This window comes from Azospirillum isscasi (assembly GCF_030849505.1).
Lineage (GTDB): Bacteria > Pseudomonadota > Alphaproteobacteria > Azospirillales > Azospirillaceae > Azospirillum > Azospirillum isscasi.
In genome coordinates, this window is the sequence record NZ_JAUJFI010000082.1 from 1 (window position 1) to 25055 (window position 25055).

Below are 25055 nucleotides of genomic sequence, written 5' to 3' on the forward strand. Positions count from 1 at the left end.
ACGTCGGCGCCGAACCACGCCAGAAGCTGGGTGCAGGTCGGACCCGACTGGACATGGGTGAAGTCCAGAACCCGCACGCCTTCGAGTGCCTTGGCCATGCAGTCTCTCCCTGTTGAGCCGCAGGCGGGTCGCGCCCGGCGGCGTTGCCGAACCGTCCGCCGTCGCAGCGGACGGAAGTGGAAGATGCCGGTGGTCGATTCCCGCAGGATTCCGGGCGGCTACCGGAGCCAGCCTTTTATTTCCAGAATCCGCCGGTCACCCTTTTCGGTTCTGGCGTATTGCTTGCCGCACTGCGTCGCGTACTCCCGGACGAAGCCCTGGCGGACCAGTTCGCAAAGCGCCGGCCTCACGACGGCCGGCTTCAGGCTCGCCGCCTTCGTGATCGCGAGCAGCGAGACCGGAGGCGCCGTGGCCTCGGGACCCGGCATGGCGCGCAGCGTGTTGAGCATGGTCCAATTGACGGATGTCGGAGAGATCACACGCGCCTCCCTTGGTGCACTCGGGACCGCCGCCTTTCGCGGCCCGTGCCGCGATCCGCTCTGGTATCCCAGATACATTAGGGTCAGGCTAAAACCTCAAGTTCACTTGAGGTCAAGGACAATTTTGGACGGTGACTCCATCCGGTTTGCGCAGGCGCAAAGAGGCGCGCCCACCGCCGTGCTACGGTGCCGGGATGATCGTCCCGTCATCACACTTGGCCACCGCGGCCTTGCCTTCGTCCTCCGACCTTGTCGAGGACGTGCTGGAGCGCTGGCCGCCGACCCTGTCCGTGTTCCTCAAGCACCGCATGGCCTGCCCCGGCTGCCCCATGGCGCGCTTCCAGACCGTCGCCGAGGTGGCGGACGACTACGGCCTCGACGCCGCGGCGCTGCTCGACGAGTTCGCGCGGGCCATTGCGGGAGAGCGCTGACGCCGCCTCACAGCCGGGGCGTCAGCAGCATGCGTCCGTAGACCAGGGCGAACATCAGGAAGGCGGCGGCCCACAGGGCGCCCGCCGGCGGCATCAGCAGCATCGTGCGCTGCGGGTCGAGCGCCGCGGCGATCCGCAAGCCCGCCGCCGCCGTCACCGCGGCGTGGATGGCGACCGTCGGCCAGGAGGCCGTGAGCGCCCGCCCGGTGTGGCCCAGCGTGGCGCGCGTCATCACCGCCAGGGACATGCCGCCGATGGCGCCCGCCGTCCAGGCGTGGAGCGCCGCACCGTTGCAGGCGGCGCTTCCGCTCAGCGCGGCCCAGGCCGCCAGCAGGAACCCGGCGGGGATGAAGGCGTAGGCGACGTGCAGGGCGAGGATGAGCGGCTCGGCCAGTGTGCGGTGCGCCTGCCAGCGCAGGAGGCGCACCGCCTGCGCCGATCCGGCGGCCAGCAACAGGGCGCCGGTCAGCCGGTCGTCCAGAACGCCGTCATCCCGCAGGACCCAGGCGATCAGCGCCAGCAGGCCGACCCCCATCGCCACCCCGTCGAAGCGGGAGAAGGCTGGGGGAAGCCGCGTGGCGCCGCGTGCCTTCAGCCAGTTTCCGGTCAGGGCCGGGATGAGCCTTCCGCCGTTCAGCATCTTCAGCGTCAGGACCGCCGCCACCGCAAGGCCCGCGCCGTGGACGCTTTGCCCGTACTGCCATTGCTCCCAATGGAACAGGCTCTGCGCCGCGATCAGGACGGTCAGGACGGCGGGGACCTTCAGGTCGCGCCAGTTCTTCGCGGCGACGATCTCCCACCCGGCCACGGCGGTGAGGGCCACCGGAAACAGCAGGGTCAGCAGAGCGGTGCCCAGCGGACCCAGCGCCTCCGATCCGGCCACGCCCAGCCGCCCCACGATCCAGGCGCCGAACAGAGCGGCCAGCGGCCAGCCGGTCACCGGCGGACGCCCGGTCCAGCCCGGCACCGCGGTCAGCAGGAAGCCGCCCATGATGGCCGGCACGAAGCCGAACAGCATCTCGTGGGTGTGCCAGGACACGGGCGACAGGTCCGTCTCCAGATGGATGAGGCCGAGGAACCAGGGCACCCAGACGGCGATCAGCCCGGCGGCGTAGAGCGCTCCGAACAGGAAGAAGGGACGGAAGCCGCAGCTGAAAAGGGCCACTCCCTTCTGGGGGTTCGACTGATTCATGGTGATGGGATTCCGGGACAGGAAACTCAGGTTGACGGCGCTTTCGGAAGCGGCGCCTATCCCTTCTCCCCCCCTTGGGGAGAAGGTTAGGACGAGGGGGTGCCGAAGGCACGTTCCGCTTGCGAAGACGGAACTCTTGCCTGCCCTGCCGGGCAGAATGCCCCCTCACCCAATCCTCTCCCCAGGGGGGAGAGGGCCTTGTCACCAAAGTTCAAAGCTCTGGGTGGGGGGCATCGGAAGCTTGTCCTTCGCTCGCTCGGCATGGTTTGGAATCAGCAGACGGCGGCCTCGTCCACGCGCGGCTTCGACAGGAACGGCCAGTAGACCTTGAGCCAGAGCAGGAAGGCCGCCGCCCACAGCAGCGCCGCCAGCGCGTGGGGCGGCCCGGGCGGTGGCGGCATCGCGCCCAGCTCCGGCAGGACCCGCAACGCCACCGCGCCCACGAGCAGCGGAAAGGCCGGCCGCGCCGCCGCCGGAAGGGGAAAGGTCCGGCCCGTGTGGAACAGCCCGGCCATGGCGAGGACCGCCAGAACGCCGAGACCCAGCCCGCCCATCAGCGCCAGATGCAGCGCCGGGGTTTCGGGAAAGGGCGCGCCCAGCCGGGAGGCCCCGGCCAGCAGCATCCCGGCACCCGCCAGCAGGCTCGATCCGGCCAGCGCCAGGATCTCCGTGCGGAAGACGGCGCGTCCGATGAAGGATTCGGCGACCCGGTCGAGGAAGGCGGCCCCGGCGGCGATGAAGAGATAGGCGCTCACCGCCGGCGACAGCCCGGCGATCTCCCCGGCGAGGGCGACGGCGACCAGACCGGGCGCCAGATTGAGGCGGCCCGGATGGGGCCGGTAGGGCGAACGGGTCTGGCCGGGGTCGAGAATGAGATTCGTGACGGGCACCGTGATGCGCGCCAGGACGAGACCCAAAAGCCCGAGCAGCACCAGACCGGCGGCGTGCAGCCCGTCCTGCGCCCGCTCCACGTCGCCCAGCACGAAGGCGGCGTGGACCGCGGCACCCGCCGCCGCCAGAGCGCCCAGCCAGAGGAGGACGCCGGTCAAGCGGGTCGTGCGCTTGCGCCAGGACACCGCCGCGACGTAGACGGGAAGGGCGGCGAGCCACGCCGTATCGGCCACCGCGGCGGCAATGGCCGCCCCATCGGCGCCGGACAGCCCGGCGACCCGCCCGGCCCCCCACAGCGCCGCCAGCGCGAAGAGGGCGCGCCCCTGGAGCCGCCGGCTGTCGGTCCATTCCGGGCTCGCCGTGGTGATGAAGCCGATCACCGCCGCCCCGAAGGAGCCGAACAGCATTTCGTGCGCGTGCCACAGCCCCGGCGGGATCGCGCCGTCGAAAGGCATGGCAAAGCCGTTGACCACCGCCCACAGCACCGGCCACAGCGCGGCGTGCAGCGCCGCCAGCGGGAAGAACAGCCGCAGCCCCTCGTCGCCGAGGACGCGGACGAGAGGCTGTGCGGGGGCGGTTCGGATCGCGTCCGTCACGGGGTCCGCCTTTCGTCGATGTCGTGGATGTGGCGGAACAGCGGGTCGTCGGACAGGAAGCCGGCGACCAGCCGGTAGACGGTGCCGTCGTCGCGCCCGCCCGGTTTGCCGGGAACGGCGCGCGTTCCGGCGATGCCGCGCCCGTGGGCGTCCATCACCACGACCCGGTGGGCGATGCGCACCGCCTCCATCAGGTCGTGCGTGATGAACAGGGCGCCGAACCGCGCCCCGCGCGCCGCCTCGATCACCAGATCCTGCATGCGGCGCTTCAGGGCGACGTCGAGCGCGGTGAAGGGCTCGTCGAAATAGACGAAGTCGGGGTCGATCGCCAGAGCCCGCGCGATGGCCGTGCGCTGGCGCATGCCCCCCGACAATTCGATGGGAAACTTGTCGAGGTCGGCGCGGTCGAGCGCCACCCGCTGCGCGGCCTGCTCCGCCCGCTCCCGCCGCTCCCGGCGGGGCAGGCCGAGCAGGCGCAGGGGGTAGGCGATGTTGGCCCGCGCCGTCGCCCAGGGCAGCAGGCGCGGGTCCTGGAACACCATGCCGTGGCGGCGGTAGCGACGCGCGACGCGGCCCCGCGACGGTTCCACCACCCCGGCGGCGATGTGGGCCAGCGTGCTCTTGCCGCAGCCCGAGGGACCGACGAGCGCCGCCACCTCCCCCGCCGCCAGCGTCAGGTCCACGGCGTCGAGCACCGTGCGCCCGAGATAGGCGTGGCCGATGCCGGACAGCGTCAGGGAGGGGGCGGCGTCCGTCGTTTCCCGGGTCATGGCAGGATGCCTTTCTCACACATCGGATGTCAGAAGCTGACCTTCAGACCGGCGTAGAAGGCCCGCCCGTCCCCGGGCAGATAGACCGCCTGGGTGGGCGACGCCTGATCGACGATCAGGGTCGAGGAAGCGTAGGTCGCGTCGAAGATGTTGCGCGCCTCGCCATAGACGCTGACGTTCCCGTTGATGGCGTAGGTGGTGCGCAGATCGACGGTGGCGTAGCCGTCCGTGTAGACGCTGTTCATGTTGTCCACGGGGGTCTTGCCGGGGTACCAGTCCACCTCCGCCCCCACCGACAGCGCCGCCGTGACGTCGTAGCGCGCCGAGGCGTTGATGACGTGGCGCGGCGCGCCGGCCAGCCGGTTGTCGCCGCGCACCGGATCGTCCTGGAACCGGAAATCCTGGAAGGTGTAGGCGATCCGCCCGCTCAGCCGCTCGGTCAGGAACGCCGACAGCCCGAAATCGACGCCGAAATGCCGCGTCCGGTCGGCGTTCACCGCGCCGAGCGAGGCGCCGGTGGAATCGCGCAGGCTCAGCAGCTCGTTCCCGACCCAGGAATAGTAGGTCCCGGCATCGGCCGTGACGATCCCGAGATTGCCGCGCCAGCCGGCCTCGACGGTGGTCGCCGTCTGCGCCTTCAGGTCCGGCGTGCGGAACGCGGTGGAGACGAGGCCGGGCTGCGCCGGATTCGGGCGTCCGGCGCTGCTGTTCGGGGTGCCGTTGACGGTGGCGATCAGGTCGTCGTGGGTGGGCGGCTCGAAGCTGCGGCTGACCGCGGCGTAGAGGGTGTGGTCCTCCCGCGGCTTCCAGGTCAGGCCGAGGCTGGGGCTGAACCCGTCGTAGCTGCGGTCGTAGCTGGTGTCGCCCGCGGGGATCGAGCCGGCGGGCAGCGCCGCCCGCGGGTTGGCCGGGTTGAAGGCGATGGTGGGCCGCCGCGCAGCACCGAAGCGGTCGTCGTTCCCGCGCGTGGCGTGGGTGACGGTGAGCGCCGGGGACAGCGTGACCGCGTTGCCCAGCGGCAGGTTCAGCCCGCCGTGGAGCGCCAGGGTGGAGGCGTCCATTTTGCTGCGCCCGAACAGCGCGCCCCGGCTGCCGGCGTTGTTCAGATAGTCCTCGCGGTCCGCCGATCCGACGACGTAGCGCAGGGTCGTCTCGAACAGCGGCAGGGGCTGGCTCGGGTCGGGGCTGTAGGCGTAGCGCGCGACGGCGGTGACGTCGCCGCCCTCCGTCTTGCGGATGCCCGACGAGATCGGGAAGCGGAAGGTGTCGTCGGTGTGCGTGTAGCCCAGGGCCACGTCCAGCAGGTGCGACCCGAAGGTGGCCGTCGTGCGGTTGCCGGCGCGGAACTGTCTGGCCTCGCGCTGGGGCCGGTCGCGGACGACGTTCGGCCCCGGGTTGGTGGCGACGCCGTTGACCACGCGGGGGCCGGTGTAGACCGCCTTTGGGTTGGATTCCAGAAGCGCGCGGGTCAGTGGGCCGGCGACGTCGAAGGACAGGTCGGTGTAGCCGGCGAAGAAGCGGGTGGTGACGGTGTCCGTCAGGACGGCGCCGGCGTTGGCGTCGAAGCCGGTGCGTTCGGAGCTGTTGTAATCGCGGTAGCCGTCGCGCCGGCCGCGCTGGACCTGGACCAGCCCGTCCAGTTTTCCGGCGCTGCCGCCGGCCTGCGCGGTGGTGTTGAACTGGCCGAAGCTGCCGCCCTCGACGCCCAGCCGGTAGCCCGGAGCGGAGGAGCCGGTGGGGGAGATGACGTTGATCGCCCCGCCCAGCATGCTGGCGCCCAGCCGGTTGGCGGTGTAGCCGCGGTAGATCTCGGTGAATTCCGCCTGCCGCGGGTTGGCCAGCCCGACGATGTAGGAGCCGTCGGCCCGGTTCAGCGGCAGGCCGTTCTGCAAGGCCAGGATGCCGCGCTCCACCGGATTCTGCTGAAGCCCGGAGCCGCGGATCTGAATGCGCGGCTGGTCGTTGCCGCCGAAAAAGTTCTGCACCACCACGCCGGGCACCCCGGACAGCGCGTCGGAGACCGTGACGTTCGCCTTGCCCGCCAGATCCTCTTCCACGACCAGGGCGGTGCCGCCGGGGATCGCCTCCAGCCGGCGGCGGGCGGTTGCTTCGGCGCTGTCGGCCTTTCCCTCGACCGTGACGGGGGCGAGGACGACGGCGGCTCCCGGTGCCGCCGATTGCGCGTGGGCCGGCTGCGGCGCCACCGCGGCCAGCGAGGCCAGGGCCAGTCCGGTCAAAAGGATGGGCGCGCGGGTGGCGGTGTCCGCTCTCGCGGTTCCGGACGCCGCCTGGCCGGCCTGTCCCCGTGTCGTCATGATGGTCGTTTCCCCAAAAAGCCGATGTCTTGGATGCAAATGCGAATCATTGTCGTTCGCATTTTATCGGCCTTTCCGGCGGGCTGTTTGTCCGCGGTCAAGTTCGCGACGGAAAAGCAGGGTGCACCGTCGAATTTTTTGCCGGTGGCCCTTTTGCCGGTGGCCCCATTGCGGCTGCCGGCGCGGCGCTCAGCGCTTGACGCCCCAGGGGCGCGCGGCGTTGCGCCAGCGTTCGAACTCGGACCGGATGGGGTGGACCAGCGTGTATTCGACGGCGATCAGCCCGGCCACTGCGATCAGCACCCAGGCCAGCGCCTCGGCCACGTCGAGGTTGGCGCGGGCGGCGGCCAGCGCGCCGCCGATGCCGCCGGTGTTGGCGAGAAGCTCGGCCATCACCGCCACCTTGAAGGCCGACCCGAGCGCCACGGTCAGCGCCGGGAACAGGAAGGCGGCGACGTGGCGCAGGCCGAGCGTGGTCAACCGGGCGAGCGGACCGGCGCCGAAGGCGCGGGCCATGTCGTCCAGCCCGCGGTCGCGGGTGACGGCGCCCTCGGCGACGCCGACGAACACCACCGGGGTGGCGGCGACCAGAACCGTCGTGATGATGGTGCCGTCGGTGGAGCCGAACCAGATCATCGCCAGCACGATCCAGGCGATGGGCGGAACCCCCAGCAGGACGGTCAGGATCGGACGGGCCAGCCGCATCGTCGCCGCCGAATAGCCGGCGGCCAGCCCGCCCGCCGCACCGGCGGCGGCGGCCAAGGCGAAGCCTTCGACGGCGCGCAGCGTGGTCTGCCCGGCCAGCTCCCAGGCCGCGGGATCGGCGGCGATGGTCAGGCCGGCGGCCAGCGTCGCCAGGGGGGCCGGCAGGATGAAGTCGCCGTAGCGCTCGTGCCCGGCCTGCCAGAGCGCGGCGAACAGGGCCAGCCCCGCCAGCCCGGCCCAGCCCGACCACAGGAACTGCCCGACCCGGCCCAACCGGTCGAGAAGCGCGCCGGCGCGTGCCGTCGTCATGCCGTGCCTCACAGATAAAAGTCCGCCGTGGGCAGCGCGCCGCCGATGATCTTGGGATCGAACGCCGCCAGCGCGCGGAAGACGGCCTCCATCGGCTCGCGGACGGTGCCGGCGCGCTGGGCGACCAGATTGGAGTGGGGGATCGCCTGCTCGATGACCGGCCAGGGCAGGCCGAGCGGTGCGGCGGCGTCGTTGGCGGCCCGCGCCGGGTCGGCATTGACCGAGGCGGTCGCCTTGGCCAGGGCGTCGTGCAGCGCCTCGACGGTGGCGGGGTGCTCCGCCAGGAAGGCGCTGGTGACGCCGAGCCCGGCCTGCGGCAGGACGGTGCCCAGCCCGGTGGCGGCGCCCCACGCCTTTTGGATGTCGAGGACCCGCGTCACCGTCCTGCCGGCCATCCCGGCGCGCAGGATGGCGGCGGAGGCCGCTGGCTCGGGCAGCAGGGCGGCGTCGGCCCGTCCGGTGACGAGGAGCTGGATCGCCTCCATCGGCGTGCCGGTGAACTGGAGGGCGACGTCTCCATCGGATGTTCCGGTGCCCGGCGTCAGCCCTTCCGCCGCCAGCAGGCGCCGGAACACGTATTCCGGCGTGTCGTTGCGGAAGGGAACCGCGACGGACCGGCCCTTCAGCGCGGCCACCGAGGCCAGCGACGGATCGGCGGACAGCAGATACAGCAGCCCGTTGGTCATCACGTTGACCAGCCGGACGCCGAGCCCCTTGTTGAACAGGTTGGCGGCGGACTGGGTCGGCAGCACGAAGGTCTGCATGGTGCCGGAGGTCAGGCCGGCGCGCAGCTCGTCGGGGGTGCGCCACGCCTTGAACACGACCTTGCCGGCGATCGGGCGCAGCAGGCCGGAGGCGATGGCGTGGACCAGCGTGATCGAGGGACCCGCCGGCGGTCCCCACAGGGTCAGTTGCGGCAAGGGCTCTGCGGCAGCGGGGCGGGGCAGGGAGGGAGCGGCCAGCAGGGCGGCGAGCCCGGCCAGGGCGGTGCGGCGGTTCGGGCGGATCATGGGAAGCGCCTTCACCGGTCGGACGTCTTGCCGGCGAGGGCGGCGCGGTCGATGACGTCGTACAGCTCCAGATCCTCGCGGGCGATGCGCTGCTTCAGCGCGGCGACCACCTCCCGCGTCTCGCGGACGAAGGCGTCCGGGTCCTTGGAAACGGCCAGCGGGCCGGGCCACTGCGCCCGGTAGCGGTCGAAGCGGGCCCGCAGATTGCCCATTTCGGCCTGGAAGCGCGCTGCCGTGGCCCGGAGCGCCGGTGTCGGATGGGCGAGCAGGCGCGGGTAGAGCGCGCTGTCCTCCAGCGACAGGTGGACGGTGAAGATGCCGAACAGATCGCGGACCGTCGTCGCCAGCGCGGCGGCGTTCGCCGTCGGGGACGGTGCCGCCAGCATCGCTTCGATCCGCCCGACAAGCTGTCCGACGGTGGTGTGATGGGTGCGATACAGGGTGGTGCTGATGGCTGCACTGGACATGATGATGTCTCCAACCGGGGCCGCATGTTCGTGAGCGGTGTTGGGGACGACAGTGCCGGCCGGACCTCCGTGGATCGTTGCGCCAGAGCAAGCAGGGGCACGAAAGGCGCCCGTTTCCAACCGTGGCGCCGGCCGTCTCCGGAACGGTCCGCGTCCCGGTAAGCGCTTGCCGTATGCCCGCAAAAGGTGCAACCCTACGGGCGGTTTACGCAACGTCGGATAATCGCATGCCATCGATTCTCCAATCCCTGACGACCCTTCCGTCCTATCTGCTCTTCGCGGCTGTGATGCTGGGCTTCCTGCTGCTGTTCATCGTGGCCTACACCGCCGTCACGCCCTACCGCGAGCTGGCTCTGGTCCGCCAGGGGAACACGACCGCGGCGCTCACCCTGGGCGGCGCCATGATCGGCTTCGCCCTGCCGCTGACCAGCGTCGCGTCCCACACCACCAGCCTTGTCGATCTGGCGGTGTGGGGAGCGATCGCGCTGGTGTCCCAGATTCTGGTCTACGTCGTCGGCTCACGGGTGCTGCTGCCCGACTTCCGCGCCGGGGTCGAAGCCGACCGCACCGCCTACGGCGTTCTCCTTGGCAGCCTGTCCATCGCCGTCGGGCTGCTGAACTACGGATCGTTGACCTACTGACGTCGAGGAGGGGTTCCGATGAAGCGCTCGCGCACGGTCGCGGCTCTGCTGCTGGGCGGTTTCAGCCCGATCCTGGTCGCCTGCGGCGAGGACGGCCCGGAGGCCGTGACCGTCTATCCCTCCGTCGAGGCCTGCACCGCCGAGAAGGCGGCGGGCGATTGCGCCGCGGCCTTCGCCGCCGCCCGCGACGAGCATCTGGCCAGCGCTCCCCGGTTCGCCAGCCGCGCGGCCTGCGAGGCGGAAATGGGCGACGGCGCCTGCGTCCCGGGGGACGAAAACCGGGGAAGCAGCGTGGGCAACGTCTTCGTCCCGGCGCTCGTCGGCTTCATGATCGGGCGCAGCCTGACGGGCAGCTACGCGCAGCCGGTCTATTTCGACCGCCAGGGATACGCCCGCAGCGGCGCCACGCAGATCGGGCGGCTTCCCGCCGTGCCCGAGCGCAAGGACGAATCCCGGCAGTCGAGCGGCGGCGGCGGCGGCTCGATCGGCAGTTTCAACTCCTACTACCGGTCGGGCGACGCAACCGCGGGCAAGTCCTTCACGGTCCCCACCGCCGGGCGCAGCGCGGGTTTCGGTTCGACCGGCGCGTCGCGCGGCTTTTCGGGAAGCTGATCCCATGGAGCGCATCCGGACGCCGCCCCGCCCGCATTGGCAGGCGAAGCTCGACGAGATCGGCTTCCCGTTCCACACGGACGCCGACGGCACGCCCTATTGGGACGAAAGCGCCCATTGGCGCTTTTCCCTCGCCGAGATCGAAACGCTGGAGGCCGCCGCCGAGGAGGTCTACCGTCTGTGCGAGGAGGCGGTCGATCATGTGGTGGCGCGCCGGCTGTACGAGGCGGTCGGCATCCCCCGCTGGGCGGCGCCCGCCATCGAGGCGAGTTGGGCCGGGCGCGACGGCCTGGACATGGCGCTTTACGCGCGTTTCGACTTCGCCTGGGACGGCAAGGGCGGACCGCCGAAGGCGCTGGAGCTGAACGCCGAGACGCCGACGTCCCTGTACGAGACGGCGGTCGCGCAATGGTGCTGGCTTCAGGACGTCCATCCGGAGGCCGACCAGTTCAACAGCCTGGAGGAGGCGCTGGCCGAACGCTGGCAGGCCCGCATGCGGACCAGTCCGGGCCTTGCGTCGCGGACGGAGGCCGTCCATTTCACCTGCCTGATGCCGCATCCGGAGGACGAAGCGACCATCGCCTACCTCCAGACGCTGGCGCTGCGGGCGGGCATGACCACCAAGGCGATGCCGATCCAGGACATCCGTTACGACGACGCCACCGGCTGTTTCCTGGACGATCGCGGCCTCCCGATCCGGCATCTGATGAAGCTGTATCCATGGGACTGGATGATCCGGGAGACGACGGGCCGCGAACTGGTCACCGCCGCCGCGCAGGGGCGGATACGGCTGATCGAGCCCGCCTGGAAGATGGTCATGGCATCGAAGGGCCTGTTCGCCCTTCTGTGGGAGCTGAACCCCGGCCATCCGAATCTTCTGCCCACCGCGCTCGACCGCGCCGGTTTTCCGGCTGGCGGCACGGTGGTGGCGAAGCCGTTGCTCGGTCGCGAAGGCCGCAACGTCAGCATCGCCACCCTGGACGCCGCCGGCTTCCCGATCGGGCAACCGATCGCCGAGACCGGGGGGCCCTACAGCGATGACGGCTGGGTGTATCAAGCCTTCACGCCCCTGGCCGAGGCCGATGGAAACCATGCCGTCTTCGGCGTCTGGATGGCCGGCGGCACCCCTTGCGGGTTGGGCGTCCGCGAGGACCGTGCCCTGATCACCGGCAACACCAGCCGCTTCGTCCCGCATCGGATCGCCGGCACCTGACGATGGGCGAATCGCGACGCCGGCATTTTCTCAATTCCGCTTCCCCTCCTCCGCGAAGTGGGGGAAGGTCAGGGCGGGGGTCCGTCGCGGCCACCTGCCGGGCGTAAGGAGCTGATGATGCGGTTCGTCTGTGTTGGTGCCGTGATGATCGCCTCATCAACGCTGGCCGCAACGGGTGTCCTTGCCGCCGGACCTGGCGCTACCCCCGTTATTGCGGAGATCACCGCCGACCTCGACGGTGACGGCGTTCCCGACCGCGCGGTGCTTGCGGACGCCGATTCGGAGGTGGGCCTCGCCGTCTACCTGTCGGTCGGCGGACGGCTTCCCGCCGAGCCGACCGTTTACAACCCGGCAATCGGTTGGAGCGGCGGCATAGCCGGTCAGACGCCCGCGCTGACCGTCAACGCGCGGGGGGCGCTGGTTGCGGTGTTCGAGAACGCCAGCGTCGGGCGCAACCGTTGGAGCCAGCGGCTGACCATCGCGTTCCGCAAGGGTGAGCTGGTCGTTGCCGGTTACACGTACGCCGCCCGCGACACGCTGGACCCGAAGGGCGGCGGAAACTGCGACATCAATTTTCTGTCCGGCAAGGGGACGCGCAACGGCAAGACGGTCACCGTGTCCTCCGGCCCGGTGCCGCTGGCCGCGTGGAGCGACCAGTCCATCCCGGCAGCCTGCACCTTCTAGGGGCGCCCCCTTTTCCCGTTCCATGCGGTGCGGCACCGGCAGGACGGCACGCGCTGCGAGTTTGCCCTTGGGCAAAGACGGGAGCCGCCTCCCGCGTCATGTTCCTGTCCAGCCAAATCACTCCAGGGGCGAAGCGGACATGACGGAGAGGCATTCACAGCCGGCGGCGCGGATCGAAACGCGGGTCGCCGCGCCGCACCGGACCCGGCAACGGGGGCTCGATGCGTTGGGATGTGCGGCTCATGTCGCATGACGCCGAGGAGCACCTTCCTGCGGGCGGCGTGAGCCCGGACGACGGGGCCGCCGACTGGGGGCCTCTGTCCAGCCTGCCCGGCAATCCCATGATGTGGATCCTGATCCTGGGCGAGCTGGCGGCCTTCGGCGCGATGTTCGTCGGCTTCGCGGTGGCGCGCGCCTTCGACCCCGTGACGTTCGACGCTTCGCAGGCGCAGTTGGACCGTCTGCTTGGCGGCCTGAACACCATGGTTCTCGTGACGAGCGGCTGGCTGGTCGCGGTCGCGGTGCGGCGCCGGGTCTCGGGCCGTTCCCATCGGCTGGCCATGATCGGCGCGATGGCCCTCGGCGGGGTGTTTCTCGCCGTCAAGGCCGTCGAGTACGGCGACAAGATCGGCCGGGGCCTTACGCTGGAGACCAACCTGTTCTTCCAGCTCTATTATCTGATGACCGGCTTTCACGCGATGCACGTCGCGGCGGGGATCGTGATCCTGGGAATCGTCACATGGTGGGACAGCCTGGAGAACATGGAGACCGGCGCCGCCTTCTGGCACATGGTGGACCTGATCTGGGTGCTGCTCTACCCGATCGTCTATTTGATGAGGTGAGCGATGGCGATCCTGACACGCACCTGGACGATCCTGGTCCTCCTCACCGCCGTCTCGCTCTGGGCCGGGCGCGGCGGCAGCGGCGGCAGCCTCGGCCCGCTCGGAGCCGGCCTCGTTCTCGCCGCGGCCAATTTCAAGGCCGACCAGATCCTCACCCATTACCTGGACCTTCAGCGCGCGGAGTCCGGGTGGCGGACGCTGTTCCGCGTTCTGCTCACGCTGCTGGGGGCGACGATCTTCGGGATCTACGCTCTTTCCCCGATGATCGGAGCCGCTCTCCGGTGAGAACCCGTTCGGCTTCCGGCTCAGCGCCGGGCGCAGTCGGCAAGGGCCAGCCCGCGGCACAGCGCCTGTGCCAGCAGGAAGCCGTCCGGGTTGTCCGGCCCGACCGTCCCGGGCGGACGCCCGAGAAGCGGGTACAGCATCATGCCGCCCTGCGGGTCCTGCGCCACGCCGCGGGCCAGCCGCTCGGCCATCGGCACGGTGTAGTCCGGCCCGCCGAGCTGGCTGGGCGGAACCTGCACGCCGAGGGCGAGCGGGCCTTTCCAGACCTCCCGGTACGCCTGGAACGCCTGCCAGGGGTCGAAGGTCGGTCCGCCCTCGTAGGCCATGATGGACACGAGGTCGATCGCCGCCGCCTGGGGCGAGCGCAGCAGGTTGAGCATGGAACCGGTGTGGGGACCGCGCGGCGGGGCGTTCCGGAACGCGCCCTCGCCATAGGCCCCGATGCTCCAGCCCGGCACGGTCAGCAGCAGGGGGCGGGGAAAGGTGCTGCGGAAGCGCGCGACGAGATCCTGCCACGCCGCGTCGGACAGGCAGCGGACCCGCCCCGGCGGCCTGACCGAGCAGCCCGGCAGTTCCGGTTCGTAATCCAGATCCACCCCGTCGGCGCCCAGATCCCGGACCAGCCGCGCGATGGCGTCCAGGTTCAGCGCCCCCCAGTTCGCGTAGTTGGCCCCGCCCACGGCGAGCAGCACGCGGGTTCCCGGCTGGCGTTGCTTCAGAAGGGCGATGGCGTCCTTCAGGACCGTGCCCGGGAAGGCGTATTGCAGCCCGGTCCCCTTGAGGTCGAGGCGTCCGGGATAAACGGCGTCCGGCCGGACGAAGGACAGGGCGACCATGTTCATGTAGCCGGGAAGCGCCGCCAGGGTCGTCGCCGTCGGGCCGGTGGCCGGGCGTTCGTACCAGCTGTCGTGATAGACCAGCAGCGGGCGTTGCGGCAGGCCGCCCGCCATGGGGTCGGCCTTACCTTCCGGCACGCCGGTTCCGGCCCCGAGGCCCGCGGCCAGGGCCAGGGCGGCTAGAAGACGTCGCGCCCGAACAGGCCGGTGGTCACGGTGCTGATGATGATCCTTGCATCGAGCCATAGCGACCAGTTCTCGACATAGTGAATGTCCATGTCAACGCCGACGCGGGCCTTCTCGACCGTGTGGATGCCGCCGCGCATGCCGTTGATCTGCGCCCAGCCGGTGATTCCCGGCTTCACGCGGCTGCGCGCCGCGTATTCGCGCACGACGTCCGCGTAACGGTGGTTGCCGACCCGCATGTTCGGGACATGGGCGCGGGGGCCGACGACCGACATGTCGCCCGTCAGCACGTTGAAGAGCTGGGGCAGTTCGTCGATGCTCGTCCGGCGGAGGAAACGGCCCACCCGCGTGATGCGCGGATCGTCCCGTCTGGTGCCGCCGGCGCCGTCGTCCCGGTCGTCCACCGCCATCGTGCGGAACTTCAGCATCGTGAAGGGGCGGTTGTTGAAGCCGACGCGGGTTTGCCGGAAGATGACCGGCCCCGGCGAGTCCAGGCGGATCGCGATGGCCGCGGCCAGCATGACGGGGGAGGCCACCAGCAGGCCGAGGCCGGCGACGGCGACATCCTCGATCCGCTTCATGACGATCTGCATGCCGCGCAGCGGTTGCCGCATCACCAGCAGGGCCGGGACGTTCCCGATGTGCCGCACGTCCCCGACGTGCCGCATGTTGGCGAGCCTCAGCCTGGAATTCTCCTCGTCCAGCGGAATCAGGATGTCGAGGGAGATCATCTGAAGCTGCATGCACAGGCCGTGGATGCGCAGCGCCGCCCGCCACGGCAGCGCGATGACGATCATGTCCACGCGGTTGTCCCGCAGGAACCGCTTGAAGTCCAGCAGGTCGCCGGACACCGGAAAGCCGGCCAGGGACTCGGGCCGGCGGTCGGTGCCGCGGTCGTCGAACAGGCCGAGGATGCTGTAGTTCGCCCGGTGCTCGGGCAGCATCAGATTCGTGATCATCCGCTCCGCGGCGTCGGTCGCGCCGAAGACGACGACCCGGCGGCGCAGCACCCCGCGCTCTTCCAGAAGGCGCACGCCCAGCGCCGCCATGGCCCGCCCCGCTCCCAGAAAGGCGAGCGCCACCCCGGCCCACAGGGCGAGCATGCCCGAAGGATCGACCTCCGGCAGGAAGGCCCAGACGAGCAGGGACAGGACGGTTCCCGCCGGCAGCAGGCCGCCGATCACGTCCAGCAGCGCCTTGCCCCAGTGCCGGTAGTTCTCGACACGGTAGGCGCCGATGGTGGTCATGGCGCGTTGATAGACGGCGAGCGTGACGGCGGTGAAGAGGACCGCCTCGACCAGCGGCAGGGCGTCGTCGAGGGACGGTCCGGCGGCGTTGGTCCAGGCGGCCCAGACGGCCCAGGCGGCAAGGCCGGCGAGCACCAGCAGAAGCCCGTCCGCGCCCATCGCCAGCCGGTTGACCAGCCCATGCGTCCAGTGCAGCCAGCCGTCCCGCGCGCCGGTGAAGTCGCCGGATGCCGGCGCGGCGGCCTGCGGCGGCTCCGCAGGGTCCGGAACGGCGTTCCGCTCCTCGACCGGAAGACGGACCTGCACGTCGTCGCGCATGGCAGCCCCTTACCCTTGCACGAAGCGGCGGATGATCGGCTTCAGCGCCCGTCCCAGCGGATGGGAGCGAAGCCGGCGGGTCAGGCCGGTCTGCCGGATGAACTGCATCGGCGTCCGCGGCGTGCGGAACACCGTGACGGGCTGGCCGAACAGTTCGGTGTCCCGCACGAAATGGCGCGACGGCACCGCGTCGGCGAGCATGCCGCGGTAGCGCCCGGCCCAGTCCGGGCGGGCCAGCAGCAGCTTGTTGTCGCCGATGGCGAAGGGGGCGAGGGCTCCCGGCCGTTCGGCCATGAAGCGGCACATGCCTTCGGAGACGGCCGGGAATTCCGGATTGAAGTAGTCGTCCAGGACGATCACGCCGCCGTCGCCCAGGCTGTCGTCGGCGATGCCGAGATCGTGGCGGGTGATCTCCGCCGTATGGCCGCCGTCGATGCTGAACAGGCGGACCGAGGGACCCAGCCGCCCGGAAAGGCCGGCCCAGGCGAGATCCAGCGAGTTGCCCCGGACGACCTCGATCGACGCCGGCGCGATCCCGAAACGCACGAGGTTGTTGCGGAAGGCCGTCTCGTCGCCTTGCCCCGACTGATCGACGTTGAATTGCTGGTCGTCGAACAGATCGACGGCGAAAGCCCGCTCGTCCGCCTTGCGCAGCAGGGCCAGCAGGATGAACAGCCGCCCGTGGTGGACGCCGATCTCGCCGACCGACCCCACGACGCCCTGGGCGCTCTGCCACCGGCCCACGGAAGCGATCAGAAGGGCGTCCAGCCGCGACAGCCATCCGTCAACACGGCGGTGGCCGGTGCGGACGTAGCGATGAAGCAAAGAATCTGTGGCAACGAGGGGCTGTGACATCATGGGGACCCATTATTCGTTTACTTGTTTACAAAAAATTAAAATGATAGTGCTGAAGTAGTGATGTTGAATTTTGACAAATTGCCGTCATGAATGACGTCGTATTTTGTCATATTTTGATAAAATTCCGCGTATCTGTTCCGCATGATTCCGCAGCGTGTGGATTCGCATCTGAAATTCTCGCGCATGATTGAAGGGTCCCCATTGCGGGCCCATTGCGGGCATGACCGGAAGGAACGCCGCCGGACACGGCGCCGGCCTAGCCCGTCACCGTTGCATGGGCCGCCGCCCCGCCGGCCTCGTGCATGGCGACCACGTTGCAGAAGTCGGAGGGCACCTCGGCGATGGGCACCAGCCGGCCTTCCCGAAGGCGCCAGAACCGGTAGCCCATCGCCTCCAGACGCTCCCAGCAGCCGTCCGTGCGTTCGCCGCGGCGGTGCAGGATCGCGCTGTTGACCTCGAAGAGGATGGTCGGGTGCCAGCGTTCCAGGCTGCGCCGGGCCCCCTCCACCACCATGGGCTCGGCCCCTTCCACATCCATCTTGATGCAGTCGATGCGCGGCAGCTTCAGCTCGTCGGCCAGGGTGTCGAGCGTCACCGTCACCACCTCCTCGCCCTCCCTGGTCGCGCTGTCGCCCAGCAGGGAAAAGGCCTGGAGGTCGCCGCCCGCCGAGACATGGTGCAGCACCGCCGTGCCGTTCCGGTCGGACAGGGCCTTGCGGATCAGGCGGACCGCGGCGAAACGGTTCAGGGCGACGTTGGCTTCCAGCCGGTCGGCGGCGGTGGTGCCGGGCTCCACCGCGACCACGATGCCCTCCGGTCCGGCGAGCCGGGCGGCCTTCAGCGTGTAGAGCCCGATGTTGGCGCCCGCGTCGATGAAGACGCTGCCCGGGGAGACGAACCGGTGCAGTTCCCGAAGCTCCGGTTCCGACCAGTCCCGCAGCACGAAGGAGGTCACCGAGGTGTAGCGCAGGTCCGGCGGCACGCGCAGCTGTTCGCCTCCGGAGGTCAGGCTGAAGCGCGGGCTGCGCTTCAGGACGACGCAGCCGAGCCAGACGGCGGCGCGGACCAGCACCGGAACCGGCTCCGCGCGGAAGCCCGGATGGGCCAGAAGGCGGCGCAGGCGGCGGAGAAACGCCGGGGCGGCGGTCTGGGATGCGGCCTGGGATGCGGAGGGGGGCGTGGCGGCGTTCATGGCCTTCCCATGCTGAGGACGGGGGATTTCGGGGGCTGCTGCGGGCGCCGGGTGCCGGCGGTGCGCCAGAAGAGGGCGAGCGCCATCACGCTGGCGACCTCGCCGGGCGTGAAAACGACGGAATAGATGGTGGAGGTCGCCAGGGCGAACAGGACATAGTCGCCCAGCGCCTGCGCCATGGGGTCGGCTCCGGTTCCGGCTCCGGTCGCGGCCTTGCGGGCGGTGCGCAGGGCCGCGACGTAGAAGGCCGCGATCAGGACCGCGCCGATGACGCCGTATTCGAAGACGACGCCGATCCAGCCGATGTCGGCGAGGTAGAACTGGTCGCTGCCCAGGATGTCGGCCAGGGTCACGTTGCTGAAGCGGGTGATGGCTCCCACCCCCAGCAGCCAGCGCAGCGGCGTCACTTCCAGGAAGTTCAGCGCCAGGACGATGGAGTTCTGCCGGATCGACAGGGAGGCGCCGAGCATCTGCTCCGCCCGCCCGGCCAGATCCGCGCTGTAGACGGCGGCCAGGACGATCGCCGCCGCCAGGGCCGCGGACACCGCCATGATGCGCCACCAGCCGCGCGCCGAGGTGATCATGGCGAAGCCGACGACGAGCACCACCCCGCCCAGGACCGTGCGCTGCTTGTAGATCAGAACCATCAGCAGCAGGCCGGCCAGAAGCAGCGGGAACGTCCACCATTCCCGGTACGCGCAGAAACGCCGCGACAGGTAGAACAGGAACAGCACGCCGAAGAACATCGGCATGAAGATGCGGTATCCCCGCTCGAAATCGTACATCAGCAGCTTGCTCTTCAGCGGGTCGGTGGCGTAGGCCTCCGGCGGGACGACCAGCCACAGGGCGAGCATGACGACGAAGGTTCCGGCCCCCAGCGCGACCAGAGCGCCGCGCACCTGCGGAATCGTGGGCCGCAGCAGCGCCAGCAGTGCCGCGAGCGAGAAATAATAGGCGAAGGGCCACACCTTCACCGTGGTCGCCATCGCGTCGGTCAGCCCGTTGCCGAGCTGGACCATCGACACCGCCGGGGTGATCGCCACGAGGTAGGCGAGCAGGGCGATGCACAGCGCCTTGAAGGGCAGTTCGATCTGCGCCATCGCGTAGACGGCCAGCGGGACGGTCAGCACCGGCCAGCTTTTCGACAGGGCGTACAGCGGCGGAACATCGACCAGATAGTGGAAGCTCTGCCCGAACAGGGGCAGGACCGCCAGCAGGGTCAACACGATCAGCGGCCGGGGCAGGGCGCGGCGCGGGGCCGCCGCCCGGACGGGGAACAGGATGCGTCCACGCTGCCGGGCCGCCAGATCGACGATCATGGGCGCGCCGCCGGGTTGGTGCCCGCCCGGCCCCGCCGTGCCGACCACCAGGAGGACAGGGCGATGCCGATCAGCGGCAGGGAATCCACGAACACCCGCCGGGCGTGGCCGCGCGGGTTCAGCGCCAGCCGGAACAGCCATTCCAGGGCGAGCCGGCGGACCAGGGGCGGGGCGCGCTCCACCAGTCCCGTCACGAACAGAAGCGAGCTGCCGACGCACAGCCCGACCCCGGTGGCCCGTCCCGTCTCCCGGATGGCCAGCGACAGGCATTCCGATTGCGGCGCGCCGACCGCCAGGAAGACGAAGCGGGCTGGGTGGTCCAGCACGAACCGGACGCAGCGCTCCACTTCCCGCGGGTCGGCGGAGAAGCCCATGGGCGGATCGTGCCGGGCCAGCCGGGTCAGGCCGAACCGGCTGCGCAGGCGGCGCTCCAGCTCCTCGCCGCCGCCGATCACGGTGACGGAATCGTCCGGCGTGACGACCTGCGCGAACAGATGGGCGGTCAGGTCGCTGCCGCTGGCGCTGTGCAGCCGCGTGCCGAACAGCAGGCGGACCAGATGCCGCATGATCTGGCTGTCGCACAGCTGCAGCCACGCGCCGTCATAGGCGGCGCGGAAGCGGGCGTCGCCGCGGTGCAGCCGCACCACATGCTGCGCGTTCGGGGTGACGACGTAGGCGAAGGGCTCCCCCGGCGCGCGCGCGGCGATGGCGGCGGCGGCGGCGGCCACGTCGAGGCGGGCGATGGCGACGCCGAAGACGGTGTCGGTGGGAATCGGCGCCGGGTCGGGGAGCGGAGTCGTCATGGGAAGGTCGTGATCCCCCCGGTCTGACGGCTGATGGTGTAGTTGAACGCGCGTTCGAACGGCACGACGCGGTTGATGAACTGCTCGACCCACAGGCCGGTTTCGGCGATGGAGCTGCGCGGCACGAACAGGATGTCGCCGGCGGCCAGCGGCACGTCGCCGACCGCCGCTCCCGTCTCCAGGAACCGGCGGGTGTCGATGGTGCGCAGCATCGGCTTGTTCTCGGGGTTGCGGCGGATCAGCACCACCTCGCCGTACCGCGCCTCGCGGTCGAAACCGCCCGCCAGCATGATGGCCTCCATCGCGCCGATCCGCCCGTTCAGCAGGTAGGGGCCGGGCCGGGCGACGGCGCCGCCGACATAGGCGCGGTTCGACGGCGTTTCCTTCAGGCCGATGCTGACCTGCGGGGCCCGCATCCAGCGCCTTGCGCGGGCTTCGACGACCCCGGCCAGTTCGCCCGGCGTCAGGCCGGCGGCCTCGACCTGCCCGGCGATGCGCAGGCCGGCGGAGCCGTCGGGGCCGATCAGAACCTCCTCGTCCATGTCGGGGACGAGCATGAACTTGACCTGGAAGCGGTCTCCCGGCCCCAGCCGGTAGGGGGGCACGGCATCCTCCCATCGGGCGAAGCCCTCCGGCATCGCTTCCCTGGGAGTCAGGGATTGGCCGGTGCACGCGCCGAGCGCCACCAGCGCCACCAGCGCGGCCAGCTGGACGCCCCGCAACACGGCCTTCGCCCTCGCAGCCATCGCCCTCGCAGCCATCGCCCTCGCAGCCATCGCCCTCACAGCCATCGGTAGATCACCTGGGGAATGTGGAAGTGCCGGCCGGTCAGCACCAGTCCGGCGATGTCGCCGCCGGAGGCCAGGATGGAGTCGCGCATCCGGGCCGCGACCGGCGCACGGGTGTGCTCCGCGCGGGCGACCAGGATGTTGGCATCGACCATCGGCGACAGGCGGCGGGCAAGATGGCTGTTCGCGATCGGGGGGGACAGGATCAAAATGATGTCAAAGCGTTGGCGCAGCCTCTCCAGAATCTGGCGGGACTGGGCGATGGGCGTGCGCAGGCTGCCGAGCGCCGATTCCGGGGCCTGCCGCGACACCCAGAGAAGCGGCACGGCGGACAGGACGGCTTCCAGATCGGCGGCGCCCTGGATGTCGATGGCCGGCAGCCGTTCTCCGTCCCCGCCGGTCGCTTCGGCGTCCGTAGGGGCATCCGCGGCGGCATTGATCGCGCCCAACTGGCCAGCGCCGTCGCCGCAGAGATCGACGACCAGCGTGCGCAGGCCCCGCCCCTTGGCGAATTCCAGCGCGAGCCCCCGCGCCACCGTGGCCTCGCCGTCGCCCTCGTTGGCGGTCACGAACTGGAGAAGGGCCATGGGCCGGTCATCCAGGGCGTGGTCGCGCAATTGGGCGGCGAGATGGATCAGCTCCTGCTCGGCGCCGGGGGAGGCCAGCTCCCCGTCGGTGGCGGCGAAGCTGGCGATGGCCGGGACGCCCAGGTCGCGCTCGATCTCGTGCGGCAGGATGTAGACCTGACGCAGCCACGTCGCCAGGACGCCGGCGGCCCCGCCCAGCAGGATGCCGCCGACCAGCCCGGCGATGATGAAGCTCGGCCCCATGCTGGTCCCGGTCGCCGGAGCCACCGCCGGCTGCACCACGCGCACGTTGGAGAAGCGCACCTTGGCGGCCTCCTCCTCGGCCCGGGCGGCCTCCGTCCGCTGGGCGTAGTCGCGGTAGATGTCCTCCAGCACGCCGCGGGTGCGCTCCAGGTCGCGCAGCTCGCCTTCGGCCATGCGCAGGCGCCCGACCTTCTCCACCGCCACCGCGTGCTGGCGGTCCAACTCGGCCAGCTGCCGCGCGACGGCGTCCTGTTCAATCTCCAGCGTCAGCAGATGGTTGTTCAGGAAAACGATGGTCGGGTTGCGGACCTCGCGCTGGGTGCTGAACACCGGCTTGTCCCCGCCCTTCATCGACTGGCGGACGGTCCTGATCTTCCGTTCCAGCTCCTGAAGGGGCGGGTAGTCGGGCAGGAACTGCGAGGCCAGCCGGTCGCGCTCCAGCTCCAGGCGGAGCAGGACGTTGCGGTCGTCGTCGTTCTGCGACTGGTTGCTCTGCTCCTTGAAGTCGAACACCCGCGGCGGCAGGGCGGCGAGCCGCGTCTTGGCCGCCGCGACCTCCGCCTGGAGGGCGGCCTGGCGTTCCTGGGTCTGGCGGCGGCGCTGGACGATGCTGTCCACCTGGTTGGCGGCCAGCAGCGTCTCCTGGCCCAGATCGACGATCTCGTATTCGGACTTCAGCGTCTGGATCTGCTTCTCGATGCTCTTCAACTGGTCGGAATGGCGGGCCAGCTCCGACGCGAGGAAGGGCGACCGCGCCACGTCGAAGATCGCCCGGCGGCGCTTCAGATAGGCGTCGGCCAGGGCGTTGACGGTGTCCGCGGCGATGTCCGGGTCCTCGTGGCTGAAGCTGAGGCGCACGATGTTGGACGAGGACTGCTGCTCCACCTGCAGGCGGCGCTTGAACTTGTCGATGGCCTTTTCCAACCGGTCCTGCGGCGTGTCGGCGGGCAGAAGGCCGAGCAGGCGCGGGCTCGCCAGCTCCGGAAACAGGGTCAGCGGGTCGAGGACCGTCAGCGTGTCCTCGATCACCCGGCGGCTTTCCAGGATGCGGATCTCGCTGTCCACCGACTTCAACCCGTCGATCGACAGGACCGACGGCAGGTTCCCGGCCACGTCCTGGATGCCCGCGTGCTCCCGATCGATCATCATCAGGATCAGGCTTTCCGCGGCGTAGCGGGTGCGCGCGTAGGTTGCCGCCATCAATCCGGCAATAATCGACAGAAGAGCGACCACCAGAATAATTCGCTTGTGATAAAAAGCGAGTATCAGAAGGTCGCGTGGCGTGAACGCCGCCACACTGCTGGAAAACAGCGCGCCATGCGACTGCGATGCCGGCGAGACATCCGGCGGATCAGCCGATTGACTTTGCCTTTGGCTTTCCAGATGTTGAGACAGCATATTTAACGGGCACCGCACGGTGTGAATCAAACACTTGACTGGACTGGTTTACCACGTCTGGTGTAAGCCTGTCATGGGGTGGTTGCGTATTTGAAGCATTTTGTCTCAATTTTGAACTATTCAGCGTGGGCCAAAGCCTTCCACTTTAGGTGAGGTCCCCCGATCCCGCACCGAGCCCCCATGACCAATCCACTGTCCGAACTGAAGGCCGCGATCGAAGCCCGTCATCCGGCGCTGTTCCGACGCCTGACCTGGATGCGGGACCGGCTGGCCCCCTTCTATGCCGAACCGGAATTGCGCCTGCTCCCCGCCCTGTGCGCGCCGGGGGAGGCCGCCTACGACATCGGCGCCAACAGCGGCATCTACACGTTCTGGCTTTGCCGGTCCGCCGACCGCGTGACGGCCTTCGAGCCGAATCCCAAGCTGGCGGCGCTGCTGAAGGACAAGTTCGCTCCCCTGGTCGCGTCGGGCCGCCTGCGGGTGGAGGGCTGCGCGCTGAGCGACGGGGAGGGTTCCATCCTGCTTCACGTTCCGCGCTCCTCCGCCCTGGCGTCGGTCGAGGCCGGGGCGGTGGGCACGCACGGACAGGCGGTGGAGACGGTGACCGTTCCGCGCCTCAAGCTGGACCGTTTCGACGACGGGCCGGTCGGCTTTCTGAAGATCGACGTGGAGGGGCATGAGGCCGCGGTGATCGGCGGCGGCCTCCGCCTGATCGGGCGCGACCGGCCCAACCTGCTGATCGAGGCGGAGGAGCGGCACAACCCCGGCGCCCTGGCGAAGCTGCGGTCGCTGCTCGACCCGCTGGACTACCGCGGCTATTTCGTCCTGTCGAACCGCCTGTGCCCGCTGGACGGTTTCGACCTGGAACGCCATCAGGCGCGCTCGGCCCTGAACGCGGCGGGCACGCACCGCCGGAAGGGAAGCCTCTACATCAACAACTTCCTCTTCATCGCGCGCGACGGCGTGGCCGACCGGCTGCGCGCGGCCCTGGGACAGATGGGCGGAGGGCAGATGGGCGTGGGGCAGGCGGACGCCCGCCCCTGATGCGTCAGCGGCGGCAGTCCACCCCGGGCCAGGGCCGCTTCTGATAAAAGGGACGCAGGGTGAGGATCTTCACCTCCTTCCAGATGCGGCTCTGCCGCTCCGGACACAGGGTGTTCACCGCCGAGGTGGGGTTGCCGCGCCACCAGTCGGGAATGTTGACCTCGACCTCGTAGGTGTTCAGGTGCAGTTCGGGTTCGCGGATCCACCAGCCATAGGGCATGCGGTCGAAATGGGCACGGATCTCCTGACGGATGTCGATGGGGCGCCATTCCATCTCCGCGTCCTGCGCGAGCGCGGGGCCGCCGAGCCCGAATCCGAGCGCCCCGGCGAGGAGGCCGACCGCCAGGGCCGCGCGGCCCTTCCCGCTGCACCGTTTTCCCGCCACCGCCTTCATCCGCCGATCATGCTCCATGCGCGGCGTTCCGCCGCCGGTCCCAAAGCGGCGCCGGATGGAGTCCGGTGCCGCGATAACCCCTTATCCCACACCGCGTGATGCGTCTCCAGACACTCCGTTTCCCGGCCCGTCTCCCGGCACCCGCTCTCAAGACATGGCACGCCCTCGGGCGCTACGCCGCCGGCCTCGGGCTGCGCGGGGTGGAGGTGGCCGGGAAGCTCGGCCTCTACGTGATCGCGGCGCGGTCGCTCGGCGTCCATGAGGCCGGCCTGTTCTTCCTGTGCCTGACCTGGATCGGTCTGGCGTCGACGGTCGCGCGGCTGGGGCTGGAGCGGGCCGTCACCCGGCACATCGCCGCCGAGCTGGCGGTGGGGCAGGGGCGCGCCGCCGGGCGCGCCCT

26 protein-coding genes and 1 pseudogene are annotated in these 25055 nt (G+C 70.2%); 9 read left to right on the top strand and 18 right to left on the bottom strand.

All coding sequences use genetic code 11. From position 1 onward, the window contains the following. Together QSG27_RS16610 and QSG27_RS16615 are read right to left on the bottom strand one after the other, a co-directional pair. Positions 1–98 (bottom strand): CoA transferase (locus tag QSG27_RS16610; RefSeq protein ID WP_306708051.1); only part of this gene is annotated, 98 nt, incomplete at its 3' end. A 120-nt stretch (positions 99–218) separates the two neighbouring features. Continuing rightward, entirely contained in the window at positions 219–449 is a 231-nt protein-coding gene (locus tag QSG27_RS16615; protein WP_306708005.1) for a hypothetical protein, read from the bottom strand. 260 nt (positions 450–709) lie between these two features. On the opposite strand from QSG27_RS16615, the gene QSG27_RS16620 reads away from it, so the two are divergent. Further along, positions 710–910 carry a DUF1858 domain-containing protein gene (locus QSG27_RS16620; RefSeq protein WP_306708007.1) on the top strand — a complete coding sequence of 67 codons (201 nt, stop codon included), beginning with the start codon at positions 710–712 and terminating at the stop codon, positions 908–910. A 7-nt stretch (positions 911–917) separates the two neighbouring features. Here the strand turns inward: QSG27_RS16620 and QSG27_RS16625 are convergent, their stop codons facing one another. The 7 genes from QSG27_RS16625 to QSG27_RS16655 form a co-directional block, all read right to left on the bottom strand. Further along, positions 918–2102: an NnrS family protein gene (locus tag QSG27_RS16625; RefSeq protein ID WP_306708009.1), complete on the bottom strand. Its 1185-nt coding sequence runs from the start codon at positions 2100–2102 to the stop codon at positions 918–920. Positions 2103–2374: 272 nt separating this feature from the next. Continuing rightward, on the bottom strand, positions 2375–3589 hold the full coding sequence (locus tag QSG27_RS16630; protein WP_306708010.1) for an NnrS family protein: 1215 nt from the start codon (positions 3587–3589) through the stop codon (positions 2375–2377). Beyond that, complete coding sequence (locus QSG27_RS16635) at positions 3586–4359, bottom strand: ABC transporter ATP-binding protein (RefSeq protein ID WP_306708012.1); 774 nt, start codon at positions 4357–4359, stop codon at positions 3586–3588. Before QSG27_RS16635 ends, QSG27_RS16630 begins: the two co-directional genes overlap by 4 nt. 29 nt (positions 4360–4388) lie before the next feature. After that, positions 4389–6674, bottom strand: a complete 2286-nt coding sequence (locus QSG27_RS16640; protein ID WP_306708014.1) for a TonB-dependent receptor family protein — start codon at positions 6672–6674, stop codon at positions 4389–4391. Between the two features lie 189 nt (positions 6675–6863). Continuing rightward, entirely contained in the window at positions 6864–7688 is an 825-nt protein-coding gene (locus QSG27_RS16645; RefSeq protein WP_306708015.1) for an ABC transporter permease, read from the bottom strand. 8 nt (positions 7689–7696) lie between these two features. Continuing rightward, positions 7697–8698 (bottom strand): ABC transporter substrate-binding protein, encoded by a 1002-nt coding sequence (locus QSG27_RS16650; protein ID WP_306708017.1) that lies wholly within the window; start codon positions 8696–8698, stop codon positions 7697–7699. An 11-nt stretch (positions 8699–8709) separates the two neighbouring features. Further along, positions 8710–9165: a hemerythrin domain-containing protein gene (locus QSG27_RS16655; protein WP_306708019.1), complete on the bottom strand. Its 456-nt coding sequence runs from the start codon at positions 9163–9165 to the stop codon at positions 8710–8712. Between the two features lie 227 nt (positions 9166–9392). Between QSG27_RS16655 and QSG27_RS16660 the strand changes: the two genes are divergently transcribed. The 6 genes from QSG27_RS16660 (at position 9393) to QSG27_RS16685 (ending at position 13442) form a co-directional block, all read left to right on the top strand. Further along, complete coding sequence (locus QSG27_RS16660) at positions 9393–9806, top strand: DUF350 domain-containing protein (protein WP_306708021.1); 414 nt, start codon at positions 9393–9395, stop codon at positions 9804–9806. Positions 9807–9824: 18 nt separating this feature from the next. Further along, positions 9825–10418 carry a DUF1190 domain-containing protein gene (locus QSG27_RS16665; RefSeq protein WP_306708023.1) on the top strand — a complete coding sequence of 198 codons (594 nt, stop codon included), beginning with the start codon at positions 9825–9827 and terminating at the stop codon, positions 10416–10418. Between the two features lie 4 nt (positions 10419–10422). Then, positions 10423–11631, top strand: a complete 1209-nt coding sequence (locus tag QSG27_RS16670) for a glutathionylspermidine synthase family protein (protein ID WP_306708025.1) — start codon at positions 10423–10425, stop codon at positions 11629–11631. Positions 11632–11745: 114 nt separating this feature from the next. Then, a complete protein-coding gene (locus tag QSG27_RS16675; protein ID WP_306708026.1) occupies positions 11746–12315 on the top strand; it encodes a hypothetical protein in 570 nt (189 codons plus the stop codon). 242 nt (positions 12316–12557) lie between these two features. Then, on the top strand, positions 12558–13157 hold the full coding sequence (locus tag QSG27_RS16680) for a cytochrome c oxidase subunit 3 family protein (RefSeq protein ID WP_306708028.1): 600 nt from the start codon (positions 12558–12560) through the stop codon (positions 13155–13157). A gap of 3 nt (positions 13158–13160) precedes the next feature. Continuing rightward, entirely contained in the window at positions 13161–13442 is a 282-nt protein-coding gene (locus QSG27_RS16685) for a cytochrome C oxidase subunit IV family protein (protein WP_306708030.1), read from the top strand. 20 nt (positions 13443–13462) lie between these two features. Here QSG27_RS16685 and QSG27_RS16690 read toward each other — a convergent pair whose 3' ends face one another. From QSG27_RS16690 to QSG27_RS16725, 8 genes are all read right to left on the bottom strand, one after another. Then, positions 13463–14416: a glycoside hydrolase family 18 protein gene (locus tag QSG27_RS16690; protein WP_306708032.1), complete on the bottom strand. Its 954-nt coding sequence runs from the start codon at positions 14414–14416 to the stop codon at positions 13463–13465. 41 nt (positions 14417–14457) lie between these two features. Further along, positions 14458–16029, bottom strand: coding sequence for an exopolysaccharide biosynthesis polyprenyl glycosylphosphotransferase (locus QSG27_RS16695; protein ID WP_306708034.1), 1572 nt, complete (start codon positions 16027–16029; stop codon positions 14458–14460). A gap of 9 nt (positions 16030–16038) precedes the next feature. Next, positions 16039–16854: a class I SAM-dependent methyltransferase gene (locus tag QSG27_RS16700; RefSeq protein ID WP_306708036.1), complete on the bottom strand. Its 816-nt coding sequence runs from the start codon at positions 16852–16854 to the stop codon at positions 16039–16041. 289 nt (positions 16855–17143) lie between these two features. After that, complete coding sequence (locus tag QSG27_RS16705) at positions 17144–18079, bottom strand: FkbM family methyltransferase (protein ID WP_306708038.1); 936 nt, start codon at positions 18077–18079, stop codon at positions 17144–17146. After that, positions 18076–19398 carry a hypothetical protein gene (locus QSG27_RS16710; protein WP_306708040.1) on the bottom strand — a complete coding sequence of 441 codons (1323 nt, stop codon included), beginning with the start codon at positions 19396–19398 and terminating at the stop codon, positions 18076–18078. The genes QSG27_RS16705 and QSG27_RS16710 overlap by 4 nt, the downstream gene beginning before the upstream one ends. Then, complete coding sequence (locus QSG27_RS16715) at positions 19395–20201, bottom strand: WecB/TagA/CpsF family glycosyltransferase (protein ID WP_306708041.1); 807 nt, start codon at positions 20199–20201, stop codon at positions 19395–19397. Before QSG27_RS16715 ends, QSG27_RS16710 begins: the two co-directional genes overlap by 4 nt. Further along, positions 20198–20923, bottom strand: a complete 726-nt coding sequence (locus tag QSG27_RS16720; protein WP_306708043.1) for a polysaccharide biosynthesis/export family protein — start codon at positions 20921–20923, stop codon at positions 20198–20200. The genes QSG27_RS16715 and QSG27_RS16720 overlap by 4 nt, the downstream gene beginning before the upstream one ends. Before the next feature lie 59 nt (positions 20924–20982). Continuing rightward, positions 20983–23052, bottom strand: coding sequence for a GumC family protein (locus QSG27_RS16725; RefSeq protein ID WP_306708045.1), 2070 nt, complete (start codon positions 23050–23052; stop codon positions 20983–20985). Positions 23053–23397: 345 nt separating this feature from the next. On the opposite strand from QSG27_RS16725, the gene QSG27_RS16730 reads away from it, so the two are divergent. Further along, complete coding sequence (locus QSG27_RS16730; protein WP_306708047.1) at positions 23398–24261, top strand: FkbM family methyltransferase; 864 nt, start codon at positions 23398–23400, stop codon at positions 24259–24261. A 4-nt stretch (positions 24262–24265) separates the two neighbouring features. Here QSG27_RS16730 and QSG27_RS16735 read toward each other — a convergent pair whose 3' ends face one another. Next, positions 24266–24673, bottom strand: coding sequence for a hypothetical protein (locus tag QSG27_RS16735; protein ID WP_306708049.1), 408 nt, complete (start codon positions 24671–24673; stop codon positions 24266–24268). 80 nt (positions 24674–24753) lie between these two features. Between QSG27_RS16735 and QSG27_RS16740 the strand changes: the two are divergent. Then, a pseudogene (locus QSG27_RS16740) lies at positions 24754–25055 on the top strand (hypothetical protein); the annotation flags it as partial.

Coding starts and splice junctions, on each gene's coding strand:
- QSG27_RS16615 (WP_306708005.1), bottom strand. CDS start 449: ATGCTCAACACGCTGCGCGCCATGCCGGGTCCCGAGGCCACGGCGCCT.
- QSG27_RS16625 (WP_306708009.1), bottom strand. CDS start 2,102: ATGAATCAGTCGAACCCCCAGAAGGGAGTGGCCCTTTTCAGCTGCGGC.
- QSG27_RS16635 (WP_306708012.1), bottom strand. CDS start 4,359: ATGACCCGGGAAACGACGGACGCCGCCCCCTCCCTGACGCTGTCCGGC.
- QSG27_RS16640 (WP_306708014.1), bottom strand. CDS start 6,674: ATGACGACACGGGGACAGGCCGGCCAGGCGGCGTCCGGAACCGCGAGA.
- QSG27_RS16645 (WP_306708015.1), bottom strand. CDS start 7,688: ATGACGACGGCACGCGCCGGCGCGCTTCTCGACCGGTTGGGCCGGGTC.
- QSG27_RS16650 (WP_306708017.1), bottom strand. CDS start 8,698: ATGATCCGCCCGAACCGCCGCACCGCCCTGGCCGGGCTCGCCGCCCTG.
- QSG27_RS16655 (WP_306708019.1), bottom strand. CDS start 9,165: ATGTCCAGTGCAGCCATCAGCACCACCCTGTATCGCACCCATCACACC.
- QSG27_RS16660 (WP_306708021.1), top strand. CDS start 9,393: ATGCCATCGATTCTCCAATCCCTGACGACCCTTCCGTCCTATCTGCTC.
- QSG27_RS16665 (WP_306708023.1), top strand. CDS start 9,825: ATGAAGCGCTCGCGCACGGTCGCGGCTCTGCTGCTGGGCGGTTTCAGC.
- QSG27_RS16670 (WP_306708025.1), top strand. CDS start 10,423: ATGGAGCGCATCCGGACGCCGCCCCGCCCGCATTGGCAGGCGAAGCTC.
- QSG27_RS16675 (WP_306708026.1), top strand. CDS start 11,746: ATGATGCGGTTCGTCTGTGTTGGTGCCGTGATGATCGCCTCATCAACG.
- QSG27_RS16680 (WP_306708028.1), top strand. CDS start 12,558: ATGTCGCATGACGCCGAGGAGCACCTTCCTGCGGGCGGCGTGAGCCCG.
- QSG27_RS16685 (WP_306708030.1), top strand. CDS start 13,161: ATGGCGATCCTGACACGCACCTGGACGATCCTGGTCCTCCTCACCGCC.
- QSG27_RS16695 (WP_306708034.1), bottom strand. CDS start 16,029: ATGCGCGACGACGTGCAGGTCCGTCTTCCGGTCGAGGAGCGGAACGCC.
- QSG27_RS16705 (WP_306708038.1), bottom strand. CDS start 18,079: ATGAACGCCGCCACGCCCCCCTCCGCATCCCAGGCCGCATCCCAGACC.
- QSG27_RS16710 (WP_306708040.1), bottom strand. CDS start 19,398: ATGATCGTCGATCTGGCGGCCCGGCAGCGTGGACGCATCCTGTTCCCC.
- QSG27_RS16715 (WP_306708041.1), bottom strand. CDS start 20,201: ATGACGACTCCGCTCCCCGACCCGGCGCCGATTCCCACCGACACCGTC.
- QSG27_RS16730 (WP_306708047.1), top strand. CDS start 23,398: ATGACCAATCCACTGTCCGAACTGAAGGCCGCGATCGAAGCCCGTCAT.
- QSG27_RS16735 (WP_306708049.1), bottom strand. CDS start 24,673: ATGGAGCATGATCGGCGGATGAAGGCGGTGGCGGGAAAACGGTGCAGC.